This is a genomic window from Corallococcus exercitus (genome assembly GCF_042231735.1).
Classification (GTDB): domain Bacteria; phylum Myxococcota; class Myxococcia; order Myxococcales; family Myxococcaceae; genus Corallococcus; species Corallococcus exercitus_B.
Genome location: NZ_CP102577.1, coordinates 4,233,292 through 4,254,301, shown reverse-complemented (window position 1 = coordinate 4,254,301; position 21,010 = coordinate 4,233,292). Strand labels below are relative to the sequence as shown.

Genomic DNA, 21,010 nt, shown 5'->3' with positions numbered 1-21,010 from the left:
CGACCTCCTGGGAGTCAGGGAAATGAACGACCTTGCGGCGGTGAAGCGGGAAGGCTGTGAATGACGCGGGCGGGGCCTACGGGCAGCCCTTGCCGTAGTTCTGGAGGACGAGGTTGCGGTCGAAGATGTCGATGCGGCCGCTGCCGTCCAGGTCGTACGCGGGGTTGCCGGGCGGCACGGTCTGCCCGAAAGAGGCGTTGATGAGGGCCAGGTCCTCGTCGTTGATGCAGCCGTTGCCGGACACGTCCCCCACCAGGATGACGCCGCCGTTCACGACGAGGCCGAAGTCCGCGTCCACCGCGGGCGTCTCCAGGTGGTTGTCCTGCACCACCTCGTCGCCCAGCACCTCCACCTTCCACAGGCCCGCGGCCGGGTTCTGGAGGAAGACGTTCTCCACCGTGTCGACCTTGTTGGACGCGCCTCCGGCCGTGGAGGCGTTGCCCGCGGTGAGGCCGTTGTTGCCCCAGTAGACGGTGCCGTTGGGCGCCGTCACGCGCAGGGACAGGTCGTTGATGCGCGCCTGGGCCGCGCCCACGGTGCCCATGGGGTCCGTGTAGGCCAGGGTGACGTTCAGCTCCGTCTGGCCGGTGGCGACCTTCACGCTGTACGCCTTGACGCCCAGCGGGCCCACCACGTCCGTCTCGTCGATGATGCTGGTGACGGGGGCGCGGTCCAGCAGGCGCTTCACGTCGGAGGTGCCCCAGCCCTGCTTGAAGCGGTCGATGTCCGCGTTGGCGCCGCCCGCGAGCCAGTTGTAGCGGTGCGCGTGGTTGATCATCAGCGCCTTGGCGGTGGCCATCTGCGGGCGGCTGGTGAAGACGTCCGCCTTGGTGCCGTGGCCCGCCCACACGCCCTGGTGCCACATCTGGAACAGCAGGCCGAAGTGGCCCGCCGTCTGGGGCGTGGCGGAGCTGGTGCCGCCGAACTCCGTGTAGCTGGTGTCGCTGCCGCCGGAGGCGGAGCGGATGGAGTCGTAGAAGAACGACAGGTCCGGCTTGATGCGGCCGTCCGCCGCCGGGCCGATGCTGCCGCTGAAGCCCCAGCGGTCATCCGCGCGCGACAGGGTGTTGAGGTGCTGGAAGGCCCCCACGGAGACGATGTTCTTCGCCCAGGCCTGCGGGCGGGACTGCCGGCTGCCCGCGTTGCTCTGGGATTGGGTGCTGAGGATGGGGTGCTTGAAGAGGTAGTCGTCCACCTCCGCGGAGATGGTCGTGTACGACGTCGTCAGCGAGCTGCCCACGCTGGAGGTCTGGAACACGGCGCGGTACGGGCCGGCCGGGTCGGTGAGCTCCTGGTTCGCGGTGTAGCGGGACTTGGTGCCGCCGAACTGGGTGGACTCGCTGTAGAGGAAGAAGATGCCCTGGCCGCTGGGGATCATCCCGCGCGCGGCGGGGTCGATACCCTGGGCGAAGTTGTTGCTGTAGCAGCTGGTGCCGTGCAGCGAACCCGACGTGCCCGTGCTGTGGATGATGGGCGCGGTGGCCCATTCCCGGTGCGTGGTGCGCAGCTCCGTGTCGAAGATTTCCCCGCGCACGCCCTGGCCCGTCCACCCCTTGAGGGACTGGACGGCGTTGGCGCCGCCCAGCTCGCGGACGATGTCCATGTCCACCTCGCCGGGGCCACCCCAGCGGTCGATGAACTGCACCTCGTTGGAGCGCACCACGCGCGCGAGCTGTTCCTGCGTGAGCGTGGCCTCGATGCGCAGGCCCCCCGGCTCCACCAGGTCCACGGTGCCGCCCAGGGCACGCACGCGCCGGGCCAGCGCCTCCTGCCTGGCAGCGCCGCGCTCCCCGAGCATCAGCGAGTAGCGCTGCGTCTCCGGCAGCCGCGCGGAGCGGCCCAGCAGGGCGTCGCGCAGCTCGCGCTCCAGGCGGTACTCGGGATGGTAGGGGCCCACCCAGCGCACGTAGGGCAGCTCCGCCACGCGCTTGTGGGTGTCGCCGTCCATCTCCACGACGAAGGTGTGGTCGGTGAGGAAGCGCAGCACCTTGCCGCCCTCGCGTTCGATGGCGTCGCGGAAGGAGGGCAGGGGCGTGCCCAGGAACTGCACCAGGTGCAGCGTGTTGTCCGCGTCCGCGGCGAGCAGGTTGCCGGTGAGGGATGGGCCGCCCTGGAGCGGATCGAACGGGGCCTCCGCCAGCCGCACCACGTACTCGGTGTCGCGCACGCGGCCGAGCAGCTCGGCGCCGCCGCGCGTATAGGCCATGAAGTCCCGGCGCGAGCCGTTCGGCTGCTGCTCCTTCCAGACGTGGAGCTGGAGGCCCGGCTCCGGAGCGGTGACGGTGCGCAGCGAGGAGACGGGCCGCTCGGTGCGGTGGAAGACGAAGCCCGCGGCGGTGACGAGCGAGGACCGGGTGCCTCCCGCCGCCAGGCCGGGGACCTTCTCCACCACGAGCTTCGCGGGGGATGCGTCCGGGGTGCGTGAAGTGGGAGGGGTTCCCCGGGAGGGAGGCGCGGCCAGGGCGCCCGCGGGAAGCGTCAGGGTGCAGCCCAGGGCAAAGGCAGACAGACGTCGCCAGGACGGCGCGCGCCGGGACAATGACTCTCGCATGTCGGTGCTCCTTCAGATGGCTCAGTGCTCACGCGTCCGCCGACGACGCGCTCCCCGCCGCACCACGACTTCGGCTCTGCCCGCAAGCCCTCTCAGAAGAGGACCTGGGCACTGCCGCGACCATCTGAAGAAAGACGTTCGAGTCGATGAAGGTCCGTAATATTTGTAATTCTGACCTTTGATGGATGTCAATGGACTGACTGGTTTTCCATTGATGACGTGAATTTGCGGGGCGGGCGTCTGGTTTTGCCCACGTTGCTACGTGGAAGCCACCACGCCGTCACCGTTGCCATGGTTCAGCGAGGCCGCGTGACGCTCCTGCCATGTCCAGGTGCGAGTTCAAGCTGGCACCGGAGCCGTGAGCCTTCAGCGCTCCGGCTCCTCGTCTTCGTTCAAGAGGCCGTGCTTGCGGAGCTTGTCGTGCAGCGTGGCGCGGCCGATGCCCAGCGCCTTCGCGGCTTCCGTGCGCTGACCCTTGGAGGCCGAGAGCGCGGCGAGGATGAGCTCCCGCTCGTGCGCGTCCAGCTTCTCGCGCAAGGTGGCGCCCGTGGACGGGACCTGGGGCGTGCTGGGGCCTCCGGCAGGCAGCAGCTCCAGGTCCAGCGTGCCGTCAGGGGAGAGCACCACGGCGCTCTCCAGGGCGTTCTCCAGCTCGCGCACGTTGCCGGGCCAGGGGTGGGCCGTGAGGCGCTCCAGGAGCGCGGGCGTGAGCGGCACCGGCGGCATGCGGAAGCGTTCCGTGTGGCGGGCGAGGAAGTGTTTCGCGAGCGCGGCGATGTCCTCCGGGCGGCTTCGCAGCGGAGGCACCTGGAGCGTCACGACCTTGAGGCGGTAGTACAGGTCCTCGCGGAAGCGGCCCTCCGCCACGCGCTGGGGCAGGTCGCGGTGGGTGGCGGCCAGCACGCGGACGTCCACGGGGAAGGAGCGGTCCTCGCCCACGGGCCGCACCTCGCCTTCCTGCAAGACGCGCAGGAGCTTCGCCTGGAGGGGCAGGGCGAGCTCGCCCACTTCGTCCAGGAGCAGGGTGCCTCCGGAGGCCTCGCGGAAGAGGCCGGGCCGGGCGCGCACGGCGCCCGTGAACGCGCCCCGCGCATGGCCGAAGAGCTCCGCCTCCGCGAGCTCCGGCGTCAGGGCGGCGCAGTTGAAGCGCACGTAGGGCTTGTCCGCGCGCGGGGAGGCGCGCACCAGGGCTTCCGCGACACGCTCCTTGCCGGTGCCGCTCTCGCCGGTGATGAGCACGGTGACGTCGCGCGGGCCCACGCGCTGGATGAGCAGGGCCAGACGGGCCATGGATGGCGACACGAAGACCAGTGAGCGCAGCAGGTTCACTTCGCCGGACAGCCGCTCGTTCTCCGCCTCCAGCTGCACCACTCCGAGCGCGCGGCGCACCACGGCCAGCACGTCGTCCACGTCGAACGGCTTGCGGAAGTAGTCCAGCGCGCCGAGCTTCATGGCCTCCACCGCATGGCGCTCCGAGCCGTGCGCGGTGATGAGGATGACGCGGGGCGCATGCGGGCGCGCGCGGACGCGGCGCAGCAGCTCCATGCCGTCCACGCGCGGCATGCGCAGGTCGCTGAGCACCAGGTCCACGGGCGGCTCCACCTCCAGGCGAGCGAGCGCGGCCTCCCCGTCCACGGCCTCTTCCACGAGGAGCCCGTCGTCCTCCAGCAGTCCGCGCAGCGTGTAGCGCACGCCCGCGTCGTCATCCGCCACCAGCACGCGTGCCTTCACGACACGGCCTCCTTTCGCGGCGCTTCGACCCTCGGGGATGGCGCCGGGAGGACGAGCTCCGCGACGCAGCCTCCGCCGTCGCGTGCGCGCAGGCTCAGCTCCCCGCCGTGCTGACGCATCAGCGCCCGCGACAGTGCGAGCCCCAGTCCGGAGCCATGGGGCTTCGTGGTGATGCCCGGCTCGAAGACGCGCTCCCGCACCTCCTCCGCGAGCCCGGGGCCCCGGTCGCGCACCTCCACGCGGCCTCCGCCTCCCGGCAGCGTCCAGGCCTGGAGCTCCACCGTGGTGCCCCTCGGCGCGGCGTCCAGCGCGTTCTGCACCACGTCGATCAGCACCTGCCGCACCTTGCGCGCGTCGCACCAGGCTTCCACCGGCGGCCCCTCCGCGACCCTCAGCGCCACACCCCGCTCTCCCGCCATGCCTTCGTGCAGCTCCACCACCTGCCGGCACAGGCCGTCCAATGGCACGTGCGCTTCGTTGAGCGGGAGCAGCGGCCGGGAGAAGTTGAGGAACCCTTCGAGGATCTCCTGCATCCGGTCCACTTCCCGGCGCAGCACCGCCAGCCGCTCCGCGGGCCGGCCCTCCACCTCGCGGGCAATCATCGCCGCCAGGCCCTTCACGCTCGCCAGCGGGTTCTTCAGCTCGTGGGCTATCTCCCCGGACAACGTGGTGAGCGAGCGCACCCGCTCCTCATGCGCCTTCAGCGCTTCATCCCGCGCCTCCAGCGCCGTGCGCACCATGCCCCGGAACGTGCGCCGCATCGTCGTGCCGATGAAGTTCGCCCACACGACAAGGAAGGCCGTCACCGTGAGCATCGTCACGAGCAGCGCGTCGCTGTGCCCCGCGCGCCGGCCTCCTCCAAAGAGCGCGGGCACCAGGTCCCCCACCGCGCCCGTGAAGGTCGCCGCGGCCTGCACGCCCACCAGCGCCAGCAGGTAGCCCACCCACCTCCGGGACCGCGCGGGCGAAAAGAGGATCGCCGTGGCGAAGGCCACCGGCAGCACCAGGGGAATGAGCGGGCTCTCCAACCCTCCCAGTGACAGGTTCACCACCGTGAACAGGGGGAACGCCACCAGCGGCAAGGCTGTGCCCCGCTCGTGTGACAACACCGGCTGCCGCCGCCACGACAGGGCGACCCCCAGCCCCACCAGCACCATCCCCAACGCCACCGCCACGCACCACCGGCGCCAGCCAGACGTGTCCCCGACGAGCCCCAGCGAGCCCATCACCACCGGGAGGGGGCTCAGGAACAGCAGCACCTTCGTCACCTGCCGGAACATCCGCGAGAACGCCTCGCGCTGGACCTGCTCGACTCCGGCGGCCGTGGGCTGGGTTGGGGAATGCAAGGCGCGTCCTCCTGGACCGTGGGCGCTACCCTATGCCCAAGCAAGGCGGATGCCCCAGCCCGTGTGCCCTGGAGCCGCTCCCGCGCTGCCCCTTCCTGTTCGGCGTCCCGGCGCCCGGCGTCGGAAATCCGAACAGGGAAGGCCCTGCCCCCGGGGGCGCCCCTCGCGTTCAGTGCTGGCACGTCCAGTGCTCAAGGTGACGCCAGGACACAGGGCCAGGACGGCCCCGTGCGCCGGACGCGGACTCCCTGGGACGGGCAGGCGTAGCGTGGAGCGGCCGCGCTCCGGGGGCGCTTCATTCGCGGCATGGGCCGCGCCAGGAGGCTGGGGTGTCGGGACCGGGCAGGAAGTCGAAACACTCGAAGCGAGGCATCGTCGCGGGGGCCCTCCTGGTCGCCGTCATCGCCAGCGGCATCCTCTGGCTGCGGCGGCCGGTCCCGGAAGCGCCGCCGCGCTTCACCGGCTACGTCGTCAGCGACAACGTCTACCTGTCCTCCCCGGTGGCCGGCATGGTGGCCTCCGTCGCGGTGGTGCGCGGGCAGCGCGTGGAACCAGGCACGCCGCTGTTCCGCATGGAGCCCACGTCGCTGACGGCCCGCGCCGACCAGGCACGGGCGCAGGTGGGCCAGATTGAAGCCCAGCTCCTCGCGCGGCAGTCGGACGTGGCCCGCGCCCGGGCCTCGCTCGCCGCCGCGCAGGCGGAGGTGGAGCGCGCGGACGCGGAGCTGGCCCGCCTGGTCGCCGTCCAGAAGGCCATGGAGGGCGCGGTGACGCCCCAGCAGCTGGACCTGCTGCGCGCGACGGCGACCCGCGCCCATGCCCTGCGCGACGCGGCCCGCACGGACGTGGCGGCGGCGGGGGCACAGCTGGAGGTCGTCCGCGCCCAGCTCGCCAGCGGACGCGCGGGCGTCACCGCCGCGGAGCAGCAGGTCGTGGAGCTGGCGCCCGTGTCCCCCGTGGTGGGCCGCGTGGAGGACGTCCTCTTCCAGCAGGGCGAGTGGGCCCTGCCCAACGCCCCCGTCGTCAGCATCATCCCGGACGCGAAGCTGAAGGTGCGCTTCTACGTGCCGCAGGGACGGGTGGCGTCCTTCCCGCCGGGCACCGCCGTGAACATCGCCTGCGACGGCTGCGACACCGGGATGACGGCGCGCGTGGACTACGTCGCCCCGCGCCCGGAGTACACGCCGCCCATCATCTACAGCCTGGAGACGCGGCAGAAGCTGGTGTTCCTGGTGGAGGCCGTGCCCTCCGCCCCCACGCGGCTGCTGCCAGGACAGCCCATCGACGTGACGCCGCTGAAGGGGGCACCCGTGGAGGCGGACCGATGAACGAGCGGGCCATCGACGTGCGCGGGCTCAACAAGTCCTTCGGCGACCGGCATGTCGTGCGGGACGTCTCCATCGCCGTGGACACCGGGCGCATCACCGGCTTCCTGGGCCCCAACGGCTCCGGCAAGACGACGACGCTGCGGCTGTTGTGCGGCCTGCTCACGCCCGACAGCGGCGAGGGCACCGTGCTGGGCATGGACTTCCGCGCCCGGGGCGACGCCATCAAGCGCCTGACGGGCTACATGACGCAGAAGTTCTCCCTCTACGAGGACATGACGCTGGAGGAGAACCTGGCCTTCGTCGCGCGCGTCCACGGCCTGGACCAGCGCCGCGAGCGGGTGGAGGACACGCTCCACCGGCTGGGCCTCTTCGACCGGCGCCGGCAGCTCGCGGGCGCGCTCTCCGGAGGCTGGAAGCAGCGCCTGGCCCTGGCCGCCGCGACGCTGCACGCGCCCCGGCTGCTGCTCCTGGATGAACCCACCGCGGGCGTGGACCCCAAGGCCCGCCGCGAGTTCTGGGATGAAATCCACACGCTCGCCGCCGGAGGCCTCACGGTGCTGGTGTCCACGCACTACATGGACGAAGCCGAGCGTTGCCACGACATCGGCTACATCCTGTACGGACGCCTCATCGCCCGGGGCACGGCGGACACGCTCATCCGGGACTCGGGGCTGGTGACGTTCCTGGGGGAAGGGCCGGGCATCGACCGCGCGGCGCACCTGCTGGCCCGGGCGGACGGCGTGCTCAGCGCCTCCGCGTTCGGCGCCGCCGTGCACGTCAGCGGGCTGGAGCGCGAAGCCCTGGAGGCCGCGCTCGCCCCCTGGCGCAAGGAGCCCTTCCGGTGGAGCGAGGTGCCGCCCTCCCTGGAGGACGTCTTCATCCAGCTCATGGGTCGCGAGCGCGACGAACGGTACACGTCATGACGGGCCCGCTCCCGCGCATCCTGGCCGTGCTGCTCAAGGAGTTCACGCAGCTCAGGCGCGACCGCATCACGTACGCGATGATCCTCCTCATGCCGGTGATGCAGCTGCTCATCTTCGGCTACGCCATCAACATGGACCCCCGGCACCTGCCCGCCGCGGTGCTGTCCCACGACACCAGCACCCTGGCGGACTCCGTCGTCGCCGCGCTGGAGCGCACCGGCTACGTGGACGTGCGCTACCTGCCGCGCTCCGACGAGGAGATGGACCAGCTCATCCGCCGGGGCCAGGTGATGCTGGGCATCACCATCCCCCCGGACTTCACCCGGCGGCTGCTCAAGGGCGAGCGCGCGCAAATCCTCGCGGAGGCGGACGCGTCCGACCCGCAGGCCGCCGCGGGGGCGCTGGCCGCGGTGAGCGTGCTGCCCACGGAGGCGCTCCGCAACGAACGGGTGGGATTGGGGACGCCCCGGTCCGCCGCGCCCGCCTTCGAGGTGGTGGTGCACCGGCGCTACAACCCGGAGAGCCGCTCGCCGTTCCACATCGTGCCGGGCCTGCTGGGCATCATCCTGTCCATGACGCTGGTGATGATGACCGCCATGGCCGTCACCCGCGAGCGCGAGCGCGGCACCATGGAGACGCTGCTGTCCACGCCCGCCACGCCCGCGGAGATCATGGTGGGCAAGCTCACGCCGTACGTCGTCGTGGGACTGGTGCAGACCGTCGTCGTGCTCGGCATGGCGCGGGGGCTGTTCTCGGTGCCCATGGCGCGCACGCCCGCGGGATGGCTGGCCCTGGCGTGCGGCATCGTGCTGTTCATCGTGGGCAACCTGTCGCTGGGCTACCTCATCTCCACCGTGGCGCGCAGCCAGCTGCAGGCGATGCAGATGTCCATGTTCTACATGCTGCCGTCCATCTTCCTCTCCGGCTTCGCCTTCCCCTTCCTGGGGCTGCCGCCGTGGGCGCGGGTGCTGGGGGAGATCATCCCCGTCACCCACTTCCTGCGCATCGTCCGGGGCGTGCTGCTCAAGGACCAGGTGCTCGCGGACATGGGCAACGACCTGCTCGCGCTGGGGCTGTTCGTGCTCGCGGTGGCGGGCGCGGCGCTCGCGCGCTCGCGCACCACCCTGGATTGACGTGGCCCCTTCCCTCAGTAGGGCAGGGGCTCCTCCTGGAACGAGCGGCCGCTGCCCGTGAGCGACTTGCCCTCGTGCCAGAGCAGCTCCTCCGTGCGCAGCAGCAGCTCCGTGAGCCCCGCGCCCGTGCGCGCGCTGATGGGGACGCCTTCGTTCGCATGGGCCTCCAGGCTGGCCATGACGCCCTCCACGCCGCCTTCCAGCAGGTCGCTCTTGTTGAACACGAGCAGGCGCGGCGTGTCCTGCAGGCCCAGGTCCTGGAGGATCTTCTCCACGGCCTCCATCTGCAGCCGGTACGCGGGGTCCGACGCGTCCACCACGTGCAGCAGCAGGTCCGCGTCCGCCAGCTCCTCCAGCGTGGCACGGAAGGCATTCACCAGGGTGCGCGGCAGCGCGCGGATGAAGCCCACGGTGTCGGTGATGACGACCTCGCGGTCGCGCGGGAAGCGCAGCCGGCGGCTGCTGGGGTCGAGCGTGGCGAAGAGCTTGTCCTCCACCACCACGTCCGAGTCCGTCAGGTGGTTGAGCAGCGTGGACTTGCCCGCGTTCGTGTACCCGACGATGGAGATGATGGGCACGTCGTGCCGCACGCGGCGCTGGCGGCGCAGCTGCCGGCTGGCGCCCACCGCGTCGATGCGCTTCTCCAGCAGCGAGATGCGGTCGCGCACCCGCCGGCGGTCGATCTCCAGCTTCGTCTCACCGGGCCCCCGCCCGCCGATGCCGCCCATGAGCCGGGAGAGCCCCTCGTCCCGCTGCGCGAGCCGGGGCAGCCGGTAGCGCAGCTGGGCCAGCTCCACCTGGAGCCGGCCTTCGGCGCTGTGCGCGTGCTGCGCGAAGATGTCCAGGATGAGCTGCGTGCGGTCCAGCACCTTCAGCGACGTGTGGTCGGAGATGTGCCGGGCCTGCGCGGGCGTCAGGTCATGGTCGAAGATGAGCAGGTCCGCGAACTGACGCATCGCTTGCAGGTTCAGCTCCTCCAGCTTCCCCCGGCCCACGACGAAGCGCGGGTCAACCTGGTTGCGCGCCTGGAAGGCCACGTCGAGCACCTCGATGCCCGCCGTGCGCGCCAGCTCCCGCAGCTCGGCCATGGACGCCTCCGCGACGGCGCGGCCCTCCAGCGCCACTCCAACCAGCAGCGCGCGCCCCTGCGTGATGACCTCCTGGCTCGCGATGGCCTGGCCGAAGGCCTCCTCCAGCTCCTCCGCCAGGGCCACGGGGTCGAGGTCGAGCGCGGGGACGTCCGTGGCCTTCAGCGTCTTCCAGAAGCGCTCCCGGGGACCCGCGGACTCAGGGTCGAGATGGCCCAGGTAGACCTTGCCCGGCTGGCCGTCCGGACGCGTCTCGATGGCGCAGACGAGGTCCAACCGCAAGAGCGCGAGGTCGGTGATGTCGTCGGGCGAGAGCGGTTCGTCCTTCAGGTGCGTGTGCACGAGGCGCAGCCCGCGCAGCCGCGTGTCCCCCGCGCGCATGCGGCCCACGTCCGGGAGCTCCAGCCGGGTCGCGTCGCCGACCATGACGGCTTCGATTTCACCGCGCCGGTCGATGAGCACGCCCACCTGCCGGCCCGTCTCCTGGCTGAGCGCGCAGAGATGCCCGGCGAGCTCGGGGCTCACGACCTCCTGGGGCCGCACGTGCTGGCGCCAGGTCGCCTCCAGGCGCTGGAGCTGGCGGGGCTTGAGCCCTTGGGTGTTTCCATGGATGGCGGACATCGCGGGGGCCTTCCTGTCGTCGGGAGCAGGTGCTCCGGGGTCTGCCGTTCACGCTAAGCACCCGCTCGCAGCCCGCCGCGTCATCCGGCGGGCCGCGTCATCGTGCGGTCCCCTGGAGCATTCGTGGGGGGGCGGCGATCCAAACGGACCGCTGATTGCAACCTTCTCCGCACCGGAGCCACGCCCCAAGGGGTGTCGCGGGTTTCACGCCGCGTCCGGTCTGGAGATGCCCATGTCTCGTGACGACTCCTTCGCGGCAGGTGCGCGTTCAAGCCTCTATCGGTGGGGCAGGGTGGTCCTCCCACCCGTGCTCCTGCTCATGACGACGCTCGCCGCCGGCTGTGGCGACGACGAGGACTGCGTTCCCCGGACGTGCGAGTCGCAGGGCTTCAACTGCGGTGAGGCGACGGACGGCTGTGGCCAGCCGCTGGAGTGCGGCACCTGCTCGGCGCCCTCCACCTGTGGCGGAGGCGGCCAGGAGAATGTGTGTGGTTGCACCGCGCAGAAGACGGAGTGCAGCGCCGGGGTGGAGTGCGGCGAGGAACCGGATGGCTGCGGTGGCACCGTCCGCTGTGGGACCTGCACGGCGCCGGAGGTGTGCGGCGGGCGCGGCGTGGAGAAGACCTGCGGCATCCCCGCCGCCAACCGCGAGTGCAGCGACGGCTGGTGCTGGGAGTACCCGCTGCCCCATGGCTACAGCTTCCAGGGCGCGCACTTCCGCGCTCCCGATGACGGGTGGGCGGTGGGCGAGGACGGCTTCATCCAGCACTGGGATGGAGCGCGGTGGACGCGCGTGGCCAGCGGGACGCTGACGTCGCTGCGCGACGTGCACGCCCTCTCCCCGACGGACGTGTGGACGGTGGGCGCGGGCGGCACCGTGCTCCACTCCACGACGGGCGGGGCCTTCTCCCCCGTGAGCTCCGGGACGACGCGCGACCTGAAGTCCGTGTGGGCCTCCGGTCCCAGCGACGTCTGGGCCGTGGGCGCGAGCGGCACCGTGCGGCGCGACCGGGGCAGCGGCTTCCAGGGCGTGGACGTGTCCACGACGAAGGACTTGAACGGCGTGTGGGGCAGCGGGCCTTCGGATGTCTGGATGGTGGGGCAGGCCGGCACGCTGCGCCGGTACGACGGCAACGCGGTCTCCGGCATCGACGCGGGCACGACGGACATCGACTTCCACGAGGTGACGGGCACCGGCCCGAACGACGTCTGGACCGTCGCCTCGGATGACCCCTGTCTCTTCTGTGACGACTTCGGCCAGGTGTTCCGGACCACGCCCGCCGGCATCGAGCAGTCGCTGCGCTCGTCGGATCAGCTGTTCTCCGTGTACGCCGCGTCGCCTTCGCTGGTGCTGACCGGCGGCGAGGACTTCGGCTACTTCTACAACGGCACGAAGTGGACGGACACGGACGAGGACGCCGTGGGTTCCATCGCCGGCAGCGGGCCTGACGACGTGTGGTCCTTTGGCCGGGGCGGACAGGTGCAGAGGTGGACCGGGCAGGCGTGGAGCTCCAGGGCGCCGCTGCGCACGCTGGGGGCGGCGCGGGCCATCCATGGCACGGGGCCGTCGGACGTGTGGGCGGTGGGGGACTCGGGCCGCGTGCTGCACTGGAACGGCGGCGGATGGATTGAACCGAAGCTGGCTGACTCCACCACCGACGACATCTCGGGCGTCTACGCGGCGTCCCCGACAGCGGTCTGGGTGACGTCGTCGTTCCACGACAGCATCTACCGGTTCGACGGGGCCCGCTTCAACACGGAGTACAAGGCGGAGAATTCGCTGGCCCTGTACGCCATCCACGGCGCGTCCGCGACGGACGTCTGGGCGGTGGGCGCGGGCGGCCAGGCCGTCCACTCCGACGGCACCACCTGGACGCGGCAGCCCACGGGAGTGGAGGTGAACCTCAACGCCGTCTGGGTGCAGGGCCCCTCGCTGGCCATCGCGGTGGGCGACTCCGGCACCATCCTGCGCTGGGACGGCGCCGCCTGGAGCACGATGACCTCCGGCACCAGCGCGTCCCTGAAGGCCGTGTGGGGCAGCGGGCCGACGGACATCTGGGCCGCGGGCGCGGGGGGCACGCTGCTGCGCTACAACGGGGCCCTCTGGCTTCCCGTCATCAGCGGCACCTCGTCCCAGCTCAACGGCCTGATGGGGCGCTCCGCCACCGAGGTCTGGGCCGTGGGCGACAACGGCACGCTGCTGCGCCTCGACGGCGGCAGCTGGGCCGCGGAGACCACCGGCACCCGCCGCGTCCTCCGGGGCGTGTGGGCGCCGTCGTCCTCGGAGCTGTGGATGGTGGGGGACACGGCGGTCCTGCACAGACCCTGACACCGGCCCTTCGCGCGGGCCTCCGGCGCGCTCCCGCCCTGTAGATTGGGGCGGGACACGTCCGCCAAGGAGCGCGCGCATGGGCTGCTGTCACTCCCCCGCCGTGAAGGAAGGCTGCGACAGCGCCTTCACGGTGGACACCTCCGCATCACCTTCGGCCCGGGCTGTCTGGCGGAGGTGGGCGACCGGGCGCGGGCGCTCGGGATGAAGCGGGTGGACCCTCCCGTGTCCGACGCAGAGACGGCCGACCGCTACCGCTACTTCCTGCCCATCACCACGCGGTGGATGGACAACGACGTCTACGGCCACATCAACAACGTCACGTTCTACAGCTACTTCGACACCGTCGCGAACCACTACCTCATCCACGAGGGCGGCCTGGACATCCACTCCAGCGCGGTCATCGGGTTGGTGGTGGAGTCGAAGTGCGCCTACCGCGCGCCGCTCGCGTACCCGGACCGCCTGCGGGCGGGCCTGCGCGTGGACACGCTGGGCAACCGCTCGGTCACCTACGGCATCGCCATCTTCAAGGAGGGTGACGAGCAGGCGGCGGCGCACGGCCACTTCGTGCACGTCTTCGTGGACCGCCAGACGCGAAGGGCCGTGGCCATGCCTGACCGGCTGCGCGAAGCGTTGGCGAGGCTCGTGACGCCACGCGAGCAGGCCTGAGCGCGGGGCGCCGCAAGGGTCCCCTGGCGACCGGGGAGCCCCTGCCGTCCCGTGTCCCGAATGCGGCTTGCCGTCATCACCATCGTCTTCCTGTACCCCCTACAGAAGGAGATGGGTGATGTGCTGCAACACTCGAATCTGGCATTCCCACCACTGCGTCCTGCCGCCCTACATCAGCCGGCAGATTGCCCAGAACGGCTCGCCGCAGCAGCGCGCGCAGGCCCTGCGGACGCTCTCCATCGACAACACCCTGCGCGCCATCCGCCTGTCCTCCAGCGGTGCGCCCCAGGTGGCGAAGCGGATGATTCCCGGCCCCATGGTCGTGGAGAGCCAGAAGCTCCGCACCATCTACGACGTGAAGAACACCGAAGCGCTTCCAGGCGTGGAGGCCCGCAAGGAGGGAATGGATGACACCGGCGACGTGGCGGTCGACGAGGCCTATGTCGGCCTGGGCGGGACCTACGACCTCTACTGGGAGGTCTACGGACGCAACTCCATTGACGGCAACGGCATGCCGCTCAACGCGCACGTCCACTACGGCAGCGGCTACGACAACGCCTTCTGGGACGGCGAGCGCATGGTGTTCGGCGACGGCGACGGAGACCTCTTCAATCGCTTCACCGTCGCGGTGGACATCATCGGCCACGAGCTGGCCCACGGCGTGACGGAGCACGAGGGCCCTCTTGCCTACTTCCTCCAGGCGGGCGCGCTCAACGAGCACCTGTCGGACGTCTTCGGCTCGCTCGTGAAGCAGCGCCTGTTGAACCAGCCGGCGGAGCAGGCCGACTGGCTCATTGGCGCGGGGCTCCTCACGGACCGGGTCCAGGGCAAGGCCCTGCGCTCCATGAAGGACCCTGGCACCGCGTTCGACGACCCGGTGCTCGGCAAGGACCCACAGCCGGCGAACATGAAGGACTTCGTGAACACGTGGGAGGACAACGGCGGCGTCCACATCAACTCCGGCATCCCCAACAAGGCCTTCTGCATCGCGGCCACCCACCTGAAGGGCTTCGCGTGGGAGAAGGCCGGCCTCATCTGGATCGAGACGCTGCGCGACCCCCGGCTGAAGGCCAACGCCTCGTTCCTCTCCTTCGCCCGGCTCACCGTGACGGCGTGCGTCCGGCTCTTCGGCAGCGGCGACGAGGAGAAGATCGTGCGCGACGCCTGGAGCCAGGTGGGCATCCGCGTCTCCAAGGAGCGGGCGGGCGCGCCGGCCTGGACCCCGCAGATGCAGAAGCAGGCCGCGCAGCCGGTACAGCGCAAGCACTAGGCGCCGGGGTCGACGGAATGCGAATCGAACTCAAACGGGAGGGTGGCGTCGCCTTCTTCCCGGGCCTGGCCAGGCCCCGCACCGTGGACCTGGCGTCCCTGCCTCCCGCCACGGCGGAGGCGCTCCAGCGAGGGGTGCGGGAGGCGCGCTTCTTCGAACAGCCGGCCACCGTGGGAGGCGCTCCCACGGCGGGCGCGGACCGCACGCGCTACACCGTCACCATCGAGGACGACGGTGGGCGGCGGCACTCGGTCCAGATGGTGGAGCCGGTGACGGAGCCGCACCTGCGCTCCCTGCTGGAGCTCATCCAGAAGGCCGCGCGGGGCAGCGCCTAGTAGTGCGGACGGGTGGGCAGGTTCAGGTCGTCGCGGAGGACGTTCTCCCCGGGGCGGCCGCCCTGCACCACGTCCGGCGTGGCGGGGTTCTGGTCCAGGTCGATGGGCAGGCCCACCGCGGACGTCTCGCGGTTGTTCACGCCGTCCTTCGCTCCGAGCGCCAGCGTGCCGTTGGCGTAGTCCGAGGCGTGCACCAGCTCGTGGAACAGGGCGACGACGGGCGGGCGGTTCATCCACTCCTCGCCGCCCAGCGAGATGCGCGTGGTGTTGTAGTTCACCGTGCCGTTGGTGCCCTTGCCCGGCGTGCCGTCCGCGTTGAACCAGGCGTCGTCCTTGTTCTGCGCGGACGCGGAGTTGCCCTGGGACGTCTCCTTGATGGTCGTCGTGTGGCCGCTGTCGTCCAGCGTGCGCAGCAGCTCCTGGCCCGACGGCAGCGAGCGCAGCGCGTCCAGGTCCGACTGCGTGCGCGCCTGGAAGTCCGCGCTGCCCGACACCGTCACCGAGCGGCCGCGCTGATCCGCGTCCGTCATGTCGACGATTTCGCGCTCGCCCGCGGCCGCGTCCGCGGTGGTCTCGTTCTCCTCGACGTAGAGCTTGTCGGTGCCCGTGCCGCCAGACACCTTGTCCGTGCCCGCGCCGCCCGCCACCGCGTCGTTGCCGCGCCCGCCGCTCAGCGTGTCGTTGCCGCGCCCGCCGATGACCTGGTCGTCGCCCTCGCCGCCGTAGGCCCGGTCGTTGCCCGCGCCACCGTCGATGTAGTCGCGCCCGTTGCCGCCGGACACGTAGTCATTGCCGTCCAGGCCGTAGAGCACGTCGCGGCCCTCGCCGCCCAGGATGCGGTCATCCCCCGCGCCGCCCTCCAGGTAGTCGTCGCCGTCCTGGCCCTGCAGCGCGTCCTTGCCCTCGCCACCGATGACGGTGTCGTTGCCCGCGCCACCGACGAGCGTGTCGTTGCCCTTGCCGCCGGTGAGCTTGTCGTCGCCCGCGCCGCCATCCAGCGTGAGGTCCTGCGTGACGCTGGCGTCCACGGTGATGGAGTCGTTGCCCGCGCCGCCGTTGATGATGGCGCCCTTGGCCTGCTCCGCGGTGAGCGTCACCGTGTCGCTGCCGGACTTGATGGTCAGCCCGCCGTCCTTGCTCTGCGACACCGTCGCGGTGTTGTTCCCCGCGCCCAGGTCCACCACCGTGCGGCCCTGCGCGTTCGTGCTCACCTGCGGCCCGGCGAGGGCGCTGCCCACGCGGCCCGCGAGCCTGCCCAGCGCCTCGCCGATGCCGCCGGCCGCCTTGCCCGCCGCCTTGCCCAGACCGGACCCGAGGCCCGCCGCGCCCTCACCCGCGCGCGGGGTGGAGCGGCTCTCCGAGGAGAGCGCCGGCCGGGACGCGGCGCCCGTGCGGGGGGCCGCGTCGAAGCCGTCCTTCATCCGCTGGGCGACGGCGGCCTTCACCGCGTTGGGCTTCGCCGGGGCGGGCGCCTTCGCCGGCTGCGCGCTCACGGAGGACGGGGTGGAACGCGAACCGGGCTTTCCAATCGAGGTCATGTCGCTTCTCGCGGGTGACGGGGACACCCGGTGCGGGCCCGGCGGACGGCTGCCGGGGGGCGGATGAATGCCGCCCGAAGGGAATTGTCGCCAAAGCGTGACGCCGGTTGCCTCATCCCCGCTGATTCCAGGCCAACCCCGCGGAATGACTCGCCTGGGAGGGCGGGCTCAGGGGGGAAGCCGGGCGCCGTCCAGGGGGAGCACGCACTGGGGGTCCGCCCAGGGCGCTTCGGGCGCGGACAGGACGCCCAGGGACGCACCGGGCCGACGATGCCGGGGCCATGTCACGAACGTGTGACACGCAGCGTTCGTTCCGGTGACAGGACGGAGTCGCCGGTAACGGTGTGGCAACAACGGCAGGGGGTGCGTGGCGGAGCGCCGCTCCATTCGGTAACGGAAGCGCCACATCGGACCGGGCGGGTCCCTCCCTGTTCCCCGCCCGGCTCCCACGCACCCATGACCTTCGCCTCGTCCCACCGCTCCGTCCTTCAGGCCCTGCTGGCTGGTACCGCGCTCCTGTTCACCTCCTCGGCGCTGGCCCAGGAGACCCCGCCCGAGTCCGCGCCCGCGGCCGGGACGCCGCCTCCCGCGGTCGAGGCTCCGCCCGCCGCGGAGCCCCCCGCGCCCGTGCCTCCCGCCGCCGTGCCGCCCCCGGCGGAGGAGAAGAAGAAGGACAAGCCCTGGTACGAGAACATCCGCCTCCGGGGCTACACGCAGGTCCGCTACAACCGGCTGCCCAGCTTCCGGGTGAACGACTCGCTCATCAACGACCAGGGCGACCGCTTCCTGGGCAAGGACAACGGCTTCGGCATCCGCCGCGCGCGGTTGGTCATCTTCGGAGACGTGCACCCGCACGTGTCCATCTACCTGCAGCCGGACTTCGCCTCCGTCATCGGTGACCAGTACAACGTCGCCATCATGCGGGACTGGTACGCGGACATCTTCCTGGACACGAAGAAGGAGTTCCGCTTCCGCGTGGGCCAGTCCAAGGTGCCCTTCGGCTTCGAGAACCTCCAGTCCAGCCAGAACCGTCTGGCGCTGGACCGCAACGACGCCATCAACAGCGCGCTGAAGGACGAGCGCGACCTGGGCGTGTTCTTCTACTGGGCGCCCTCGCACATCCGCGACCGCTTCAAGTTCCTCGTCGACAGCGGCCTCAAGGGCTCTGGCGACTACGGCGTCGTGGGCCTGGGCGTCTACAACGGCCAGACGGCCAACCGCGCCGAGCGCAACAACAGCCCGCACGGCGTCGCGCGCATCAGCTATCCCTTCCTCTTCGGCTCCCAGTACGTGGAGGTCGGCGCTGGCGCCTACTACGGCCGCTTCAACCTGAGCGCGGCCCCTCGCGATGACGCGGCCTATGCGCTCGCGCGTGGCCCCAACCTGGTGGATGCGCGCGCCATCGTGAGCCTGACGGTCTACCCGCAGCCCCTGGGCTTCCAGGCCGAGTACAACGTGGGCCGGGGCCCGTCGCAGGGCACGGGGGACGAGGACCTGCTCATCGACAGCCGCAACCTGCAGGGCGGCTACGCGCAGCTCATGTACAAGCTGGACGGCGTGGTGGGCGTGTCGCTCATCCCCTACGTGCGCGGCACCCTCTACAAGGGCGGCAAGAAGTTCGAGACCAACGCCCCGCGCTACGACGTGCGCGAGCTGGAGCTGGGCGCGGAGTGGCAGATCTGGAAGGCCCTGGAGCTGACGGCCGCCTACGTCATCGCGGACCGCACCTCGTCGCGCTACCCGTATGAACAGGAGCAGGGGCACGTGACGCGCGTCCAGCTCCAGTTCAACTACTGAGGGTCCGCGCTACCCGCCGACCCCCTGGTCGATGGCGCCGAAGATGCTGTTGCCTGCGTCGTCCCGCATCTCGATGCGGACCCGGTTGCCGCGCTTGAGGAAGGGCGTCTTCGGCGCGCCGTCCCGGAGCGTCTCCACCACGCGCACCTCCGCGATGCACGAGTAGCCCGCGCCGCCGTCCCGCACGGGCTTGCCGGGGCCGCCGTCCGGGCCCCGGTTGGACACCGTGCCGGAGCCCACGATGCTGCCCGCGCACAGCGAGCGCGTCTTCGCCGCGTGCGCCACCAGCGTGCCGAAGTCGAACGTCATGTCCACGCCCGCGTCCGCGCGGCCGAAGGGCTCGCCGTCGAGGAAGACCTCCAGGCGCCGGTGCAGCTTGCCGTCGCGCCACGCGGTCCCCAGCTCGTCCGGCGTCACGAACACCGGCGAGAACGCCGACGCGGGCTTGGACTGGAAGAAGCCGAAGCCCTTCGCCAGCTCCGCCGGAATCAGGTTGCGCAGCGACACGTCGTTGACCAGCCCCACCAGCACCACCGCGCCCAGGGCCTGCTCGCGCGTGGCCCCCAAGGGCACGTCGCGCGTCACCACCACGACCTCGCCCTCCATGTCGCAGCCCCACGACTCGTCCGCGAGCGGGATGGGCTGACACGGCCCCAGGAAGCCGTCGGAGCCGCCCTGGTACATCAGCGGATCCGTCCAGAAGGACGGCGGCAGCTCCGCGCCGCGCGCCCTGCGCACCAGCTCCACGTGGTTCACGTACGCGGAGCCGTCCGCCCACTGGTAGGCGCGGGGCAGGGGGGCCGCGCACCAGGTGGGGTTGAAGCGCTCCGACTGGAGCTTCCCGCCCTCCAGCCGCTCCGACAGCGCGCGCAGGGCCGGCGCGTGGCGCTCCCAGTCATCCAGCGCGGCCTGGAGGGTGGGCGCAATGGCGGAGGCCTCCGCGTACCGGGAGAGGTCCTTCGTCACGACGACGAGCCGCCCGTCCCGTCCCACGTCGAGCGAGGCGAGCTTCACGGCTGGCCGCCTCCCGTGGAGGGCACCTTCGCCTTGGGCAGGTCCGCCCAGCAGGCGTCGTAGTCCGCCTGGAGGGCGGGGCTCTCCATCGCCTGGCGCGTGGGCGCGATGACCCAGCGGGTCTCGAACATGAACGCGAGCGTGTTGTCGATCTTCTTCGGCGTCAGCTCCGCGGCGACGGCCGCCTCGTAGGTCTTCCGGTCGGGGCCGTGGGCGCTCATGCAGTTGTGCAGCGACGCGCCACCGGGCAGGAACGCGTCCGCCTTGGCGTCGTAGACGCCGTGCACCAGGCCCATCAGCTCGCTCATCACGTTGCGGTGGAACCAGGGCGGCCGGAAGGTGTGCTCCGCGACCATCCACCGGGGCGGGAAGATGACGAAGTCGCAGTTCGCCGTTCCCGGCGTGTCGCTGGGCGACGTGAGCACCGTGAAGATGGACGGATCCGGGTGGTCGAAGCTCACCGTGTTGAGGGTGTTGAAGCGCGCCAGGTCGTACGTGTACGGCACGCAGTTGCCGTGCCACGCGACGACGTTGAAGGGCGAGTGGTCCAGCGTCGTCTCCCAGAGGTTCCCCTGGAACTTCTGCACCACGCGCGTGGGGCGCTCCACGTCCTCGTACGCCGCGTTCGGGGCCACGAAGTCGCGCGGGTTCGCCAGCCCGTTGGAGCCGATGGGCCCCAGCTCCGGGAGCCGGAACCCCGCGCCGTAGTTCTCACAGATGTAGCCGCGCGCGGGGCCGCCGGGCAGCTCCACCCGCATGCGCACGCCGCGAGGAATCAGCGCGATGTGGCCGGGCGGAACCTCCAGCACGCCCAGCTCCGTGACGATGCGCAGCGTCCCGGACTGCGGGACGATGAGCAGCTCGCCGTCCGCGTTGAAGAACGCCGTGTCCGTCATGGACGCGTTCGCGGCGTAGAGGTGCACCGCCGCGCCCGCGCCCTCGGCCGGGGAGCCGTTGCCGCCCAGCGTGAAGAGGCCCTCCAGGAAGGTGGTGGGCGCCGTGGGCATGGGCGCAGGGCTCCAGCGCAGCCGGTTGGGCGACGGGGGCACCTCCCGGAACGGGCCGCTGCGCAGCGTGCGGGCCTCCACGGGACGGTACGCCGGGTGGCCCGCGCTGGGCCGCAGCCGGTACATCCACGTGCGCCGGTTCACGCCGCGCGGCGCGGTGAACGCGGTGCCGGAGAGCTGCTCGGCGTAGAGGCCGAAGGCCACGCGCTGGGGCGTGTTCTGGCCCACGGGAAGCGCACCGGCGACAGCCTCCGATGCGTGCTCGTTTCCAAAGCCTGTCAGGTGGCGGACGTTTTCCATGGCACCCGAGATGGTAACAGATGTAACCAA

At 71.3% G+C, this 21,010-nt stretch carries 15 protein-coding genes; 8 read left to right on the top strand and 7 right to left on the bottom strand.

The genetic code is table 11. From position 1 onward, the window contains the following. Positions 1-76: 76 nt before the first annotated feature. From NR792_RS16385 to NR792_RS16375, 3 genes are all read right to left on the bottom strand, one after another. Positions 77-2,551 (bottom strand): S8 family serine peptidase, encoded by a 2,475-nt coding sequence (locus NR792_RS16385; RefSeq protein WP_375760966.1) that lies wholly within the window; start codon positions 2,549-2,551, stop codon positions 77-79. 366 nt (positions 2,552-2,917) lie between these two features. Continuing rightward, positions 2,918-4,282, bottom strand: coding sequence for a sigma-54-dependent transcriptional regulator (locus NR792_RS16380; RefSeq protein ID WP_375760965.1), 1,365 nt, complete (start codon positions 4,280-4,282; stop codon positions 2,918-2,920). Continuing rightward, positions 4,279-5,628, bottom strand: coding sequence for a sensor histidine kinase (locus NR792_RS16375; protein WP_375760964.1), 1,350 nt, complete (start codon positions 5,626-5,628; stop codon positions 4,279-4,281). Before NR792_RS16375 ends, NR792_RS16380 begins: the two co-directional genes overlap by 4 nt. A 329-nt stretch (positions 5,629-5,957) precedes the next feature. Between NR792_RS16375 and NR792_RS16370 the strand changes: the two genes are divergently transcribed. Genes NR792_RS16370 through NR792_RS16360 form a run of 3 tightly spaced genes read left to right on the top strand, consistent with a single transcriptional unit; the run spans position 5,958 to position 9,012 of the window. Next, the gene (locus tag NR792_RS16370; RefSeq protein WP_375760963.1) at positions 5,958-6,956 is read left to right on the top strand and encodes an HlyD family secretion protein; all 999 of its coding nucleotides are present in this window, start codon (positions 5,958-5,960) and stop codon (positions 6,954-6,956) included. Next, positions 6,953-7,879 (top strand): ABC transporter ATP-binding protein, encoded by a 927-nt coding sequence (locus NR792_RS16365; protein ID WP_375760962.1) that lies wholly within the window; start codon positions 6,953-6,955, stop codon positions 7,877-7,879. Before NR792_RS16370 ends, NR792_RS16365 begins: the two co-directional genes overlap by 4 nt. Then, positions 7,876-9,012 carry an ABC transporter permease gene (locus tag NR792_RS16360; RefSeq protein ID WP_375760961.1) on the top strand — a complete coding sequence of 379 codons (1,137 nt, stop codon included), beginning with the start codon at positions 7,876-7,878 and terminating at the stop codon, positions 9,010-9,012. The genes NR792_RS16365 and NR792_RS16360 overlap by 4 nt, the downstream gene beginning before the upstream one ends. A 14-nt stretch (positions 9,013-9,026) precedes the next feature. On the opposite strand, the gene hflX is transcribed toward NR792_RS16360, so the two are convergent. Further along, positions 9,027-10,721: a GTPase HflX gene (hflX, locus tag NR792_RS16355; protein WP_375760960.1), complete on the bottom strand. Its 1,695-nt coding sequence runs from the start codon at positions 10,719-10,721 to the stop codon at positions 9,027-9,029. Between the two features lie 232 nt (positions 10,722-10,953). Here hflX and NR792_RS16350 point away from each other — a divergent pair, with 232 nt between their 5' ends. The 4 genes from NR792_RS16350 (at position 10,954) to NR792_RS16335 (ending at position 15,324) form a co-directional block, all read left to right on the top strand. Beyond that, positions 10,954-13,050: a WD40/YVTN/BNR-like repeat-containing protein gene (locus tag NR792_RS16350; protein ID WP_375760959.1), complete on the top strand. Its 2,097-nt coding sequence runs from the start codon at positions 10,954-10,956 to the stop codon at positions 13,048-13,050. 225 nt (positions 13,051-13,275) lie between these two features. Then, on the top strand, positions 13,276-13,719 hold the full coding sequence (locus NR792_RS16345) for an acyl-CoA thioesterase (protein WP_375760958.1): 444 nt from the start codon (positions 13,276-13,278) through the stop codon (positions 13,717-13,719). Positions 13,720-13,837: 118 nt separating this feature from the next. After that, the gene (locus NR792_RS16340; protein ID WP_375760957.1) at positions 13,838-14,989 is read left to right on the top strand and encodes a M4 family metallopeptidase; all 1,152 of its coding nucleotides are present in this window, start codon (positions 13,838-13,840) and stop codon (positions 14,987-14,989) included. Positions 14,990-15,006: 17 nt separating this feature from the next. Continuing rightward, a complete protein-coding gene (locus tag NR792_RS16335) occupies positions 15,007-15,324 on the top strand; it encodes a protealysin inhibitor emfourin (RefSeq protein ID WP_375760956.1) in 318 nt (105 codons plus the stop codon). Here the strand turns inward: NR792_RS16335 and NR792_RS16330 are convergent. Next, positions 15,321-16,862 (bottom strand): M91 family zinc metallopeptidase, encoded by a 1,542-nt coding sequence (locus tag NR792_RS16330; protein ID WP_375760955.1) that lies wholly within the window; start codon positions 16,860-16,862, stop codon positions 15,321-15,323. The genes NR792_RS16335 and NR792_RS16330 overlap by 4 nt on opposite strands. A 456-nt stretch (positions 16,863-17,318) precedes the next feature. On the opposite strand from NR792_RS16330, the gene NR792_RS16325 reads away from it, so the two are divergent. Next, positions 17,319-18,659, top strand: coding sequence for a porin (locus tag NR792_RS16325; RefSeq protein ID WP_375760954.1), 1,341 nt, complete (start codon positions 17,319-17,321; stop codon positions 18,657-18,659). 9 nt (positions 18,660-18,668) lie between these two features. On the opposite strand, the gene NR792_RS16320 is transcribed toward NR792_RS16325, so the two are convergent. Both NR792_RS16320 and hmgA read right to left on the bottom strand, forming a co-directional pair. Then, on the bottom strand, positions 18,669-19,673 hold the full coding sequence (locus tag NR792_RS16320) for a fumarylacetoacetate hydrolase family protein (RefSeq protein WP_375760953.1): 1,005 nt from the start codon (positions 19,671-19,673) through the stop codon (positions 18,669-18,671). Beyond that, complete coding sequence (gene hmgA / locus NR792_RS16315) at positions 19,670-20,980, bottom strand: homogentisate 1,2-dioxygenase (RefSeq protein ID WP_375760952.1); 1,311 nt, start codon at positions 20,978-20,980, stop codon at positions 19,670-19,672. The genes NR792_RS16320 and hmgA overlap by 4 nt, the downstream gene beginning before the upstream one ends. Positions 20,981-21,010 lie beyond the last annotated feature (30 nt).

Coding starts and splice junctions, on each gene's coding strand:
- NR792_RS16340 (WP_375760957.1), top strand. CDS start 13,838: ATGTGCTGCAACACTCGAATCTGGCATTCCCACCACTGCGTCCTGCCG.
- hmgA (WP_375760952.1), bottom strand. CDS start 20,980: ATGGAAAACGTCCGCCACCTGACAGGCTTTGGAAACGAGCACGCATCG.
- hflX (WP_375760960.1), bottom strand. CDS start 10,721: ATGTCCGCCATCCATGGAAACACCCAAGGGCTCAAGCCCCGCCAGCTC.
- NR792_RS16360 (WP_375760961.1), top strand. CDS start 7,876: ATGACGGGCCCGCTCCCGCGCATCCTGGCCGTGCTGCTCAAGGAGTTC.
- NR792_RS16325 (WP_375760954.1), top strand. CDS start 17,319: ATGACCTTCGCCTCGTCCCACCGCTCCGTCCTTCAGGCCCTGCTGGCT.
- NR792_RS16385 (WP_375760966.1), bottom strand. CDS start 2,551: ATGCGAGAGTCATTGTCCCGGCGCGCGCCGTCCTGGCGACGTCTGTCT.
- NR792_RS16365 (WP_375760962.1), top strand. CDS start 6,953: ATGAACGAGCGGGCCATCGACGTGCGCGGGCTCAACAAGTCCTTCGGC.
- NR792_RS16350 (WP_375760959.1), top strand. CDS start 10,954: ATGTCTCGTGACGACTCCTTCGCGGCAGGTGCGCGTTCAAGCCTCTAT.
- NR792_RS16330 (WP_375760955.1), bottom strand. CDS start 16,862: ATGACCTCGATTGGAAAGCCCGGTTCGCGTTCCACCCCGTCCTCCGTG.
- NR792_RS16335 (WP_375760956.1), top strand. CDS start 15,007: ATGCGAATCGAACTCAAACGGGAGGGTGGCGTCGCCTTCTTCCCGGGC.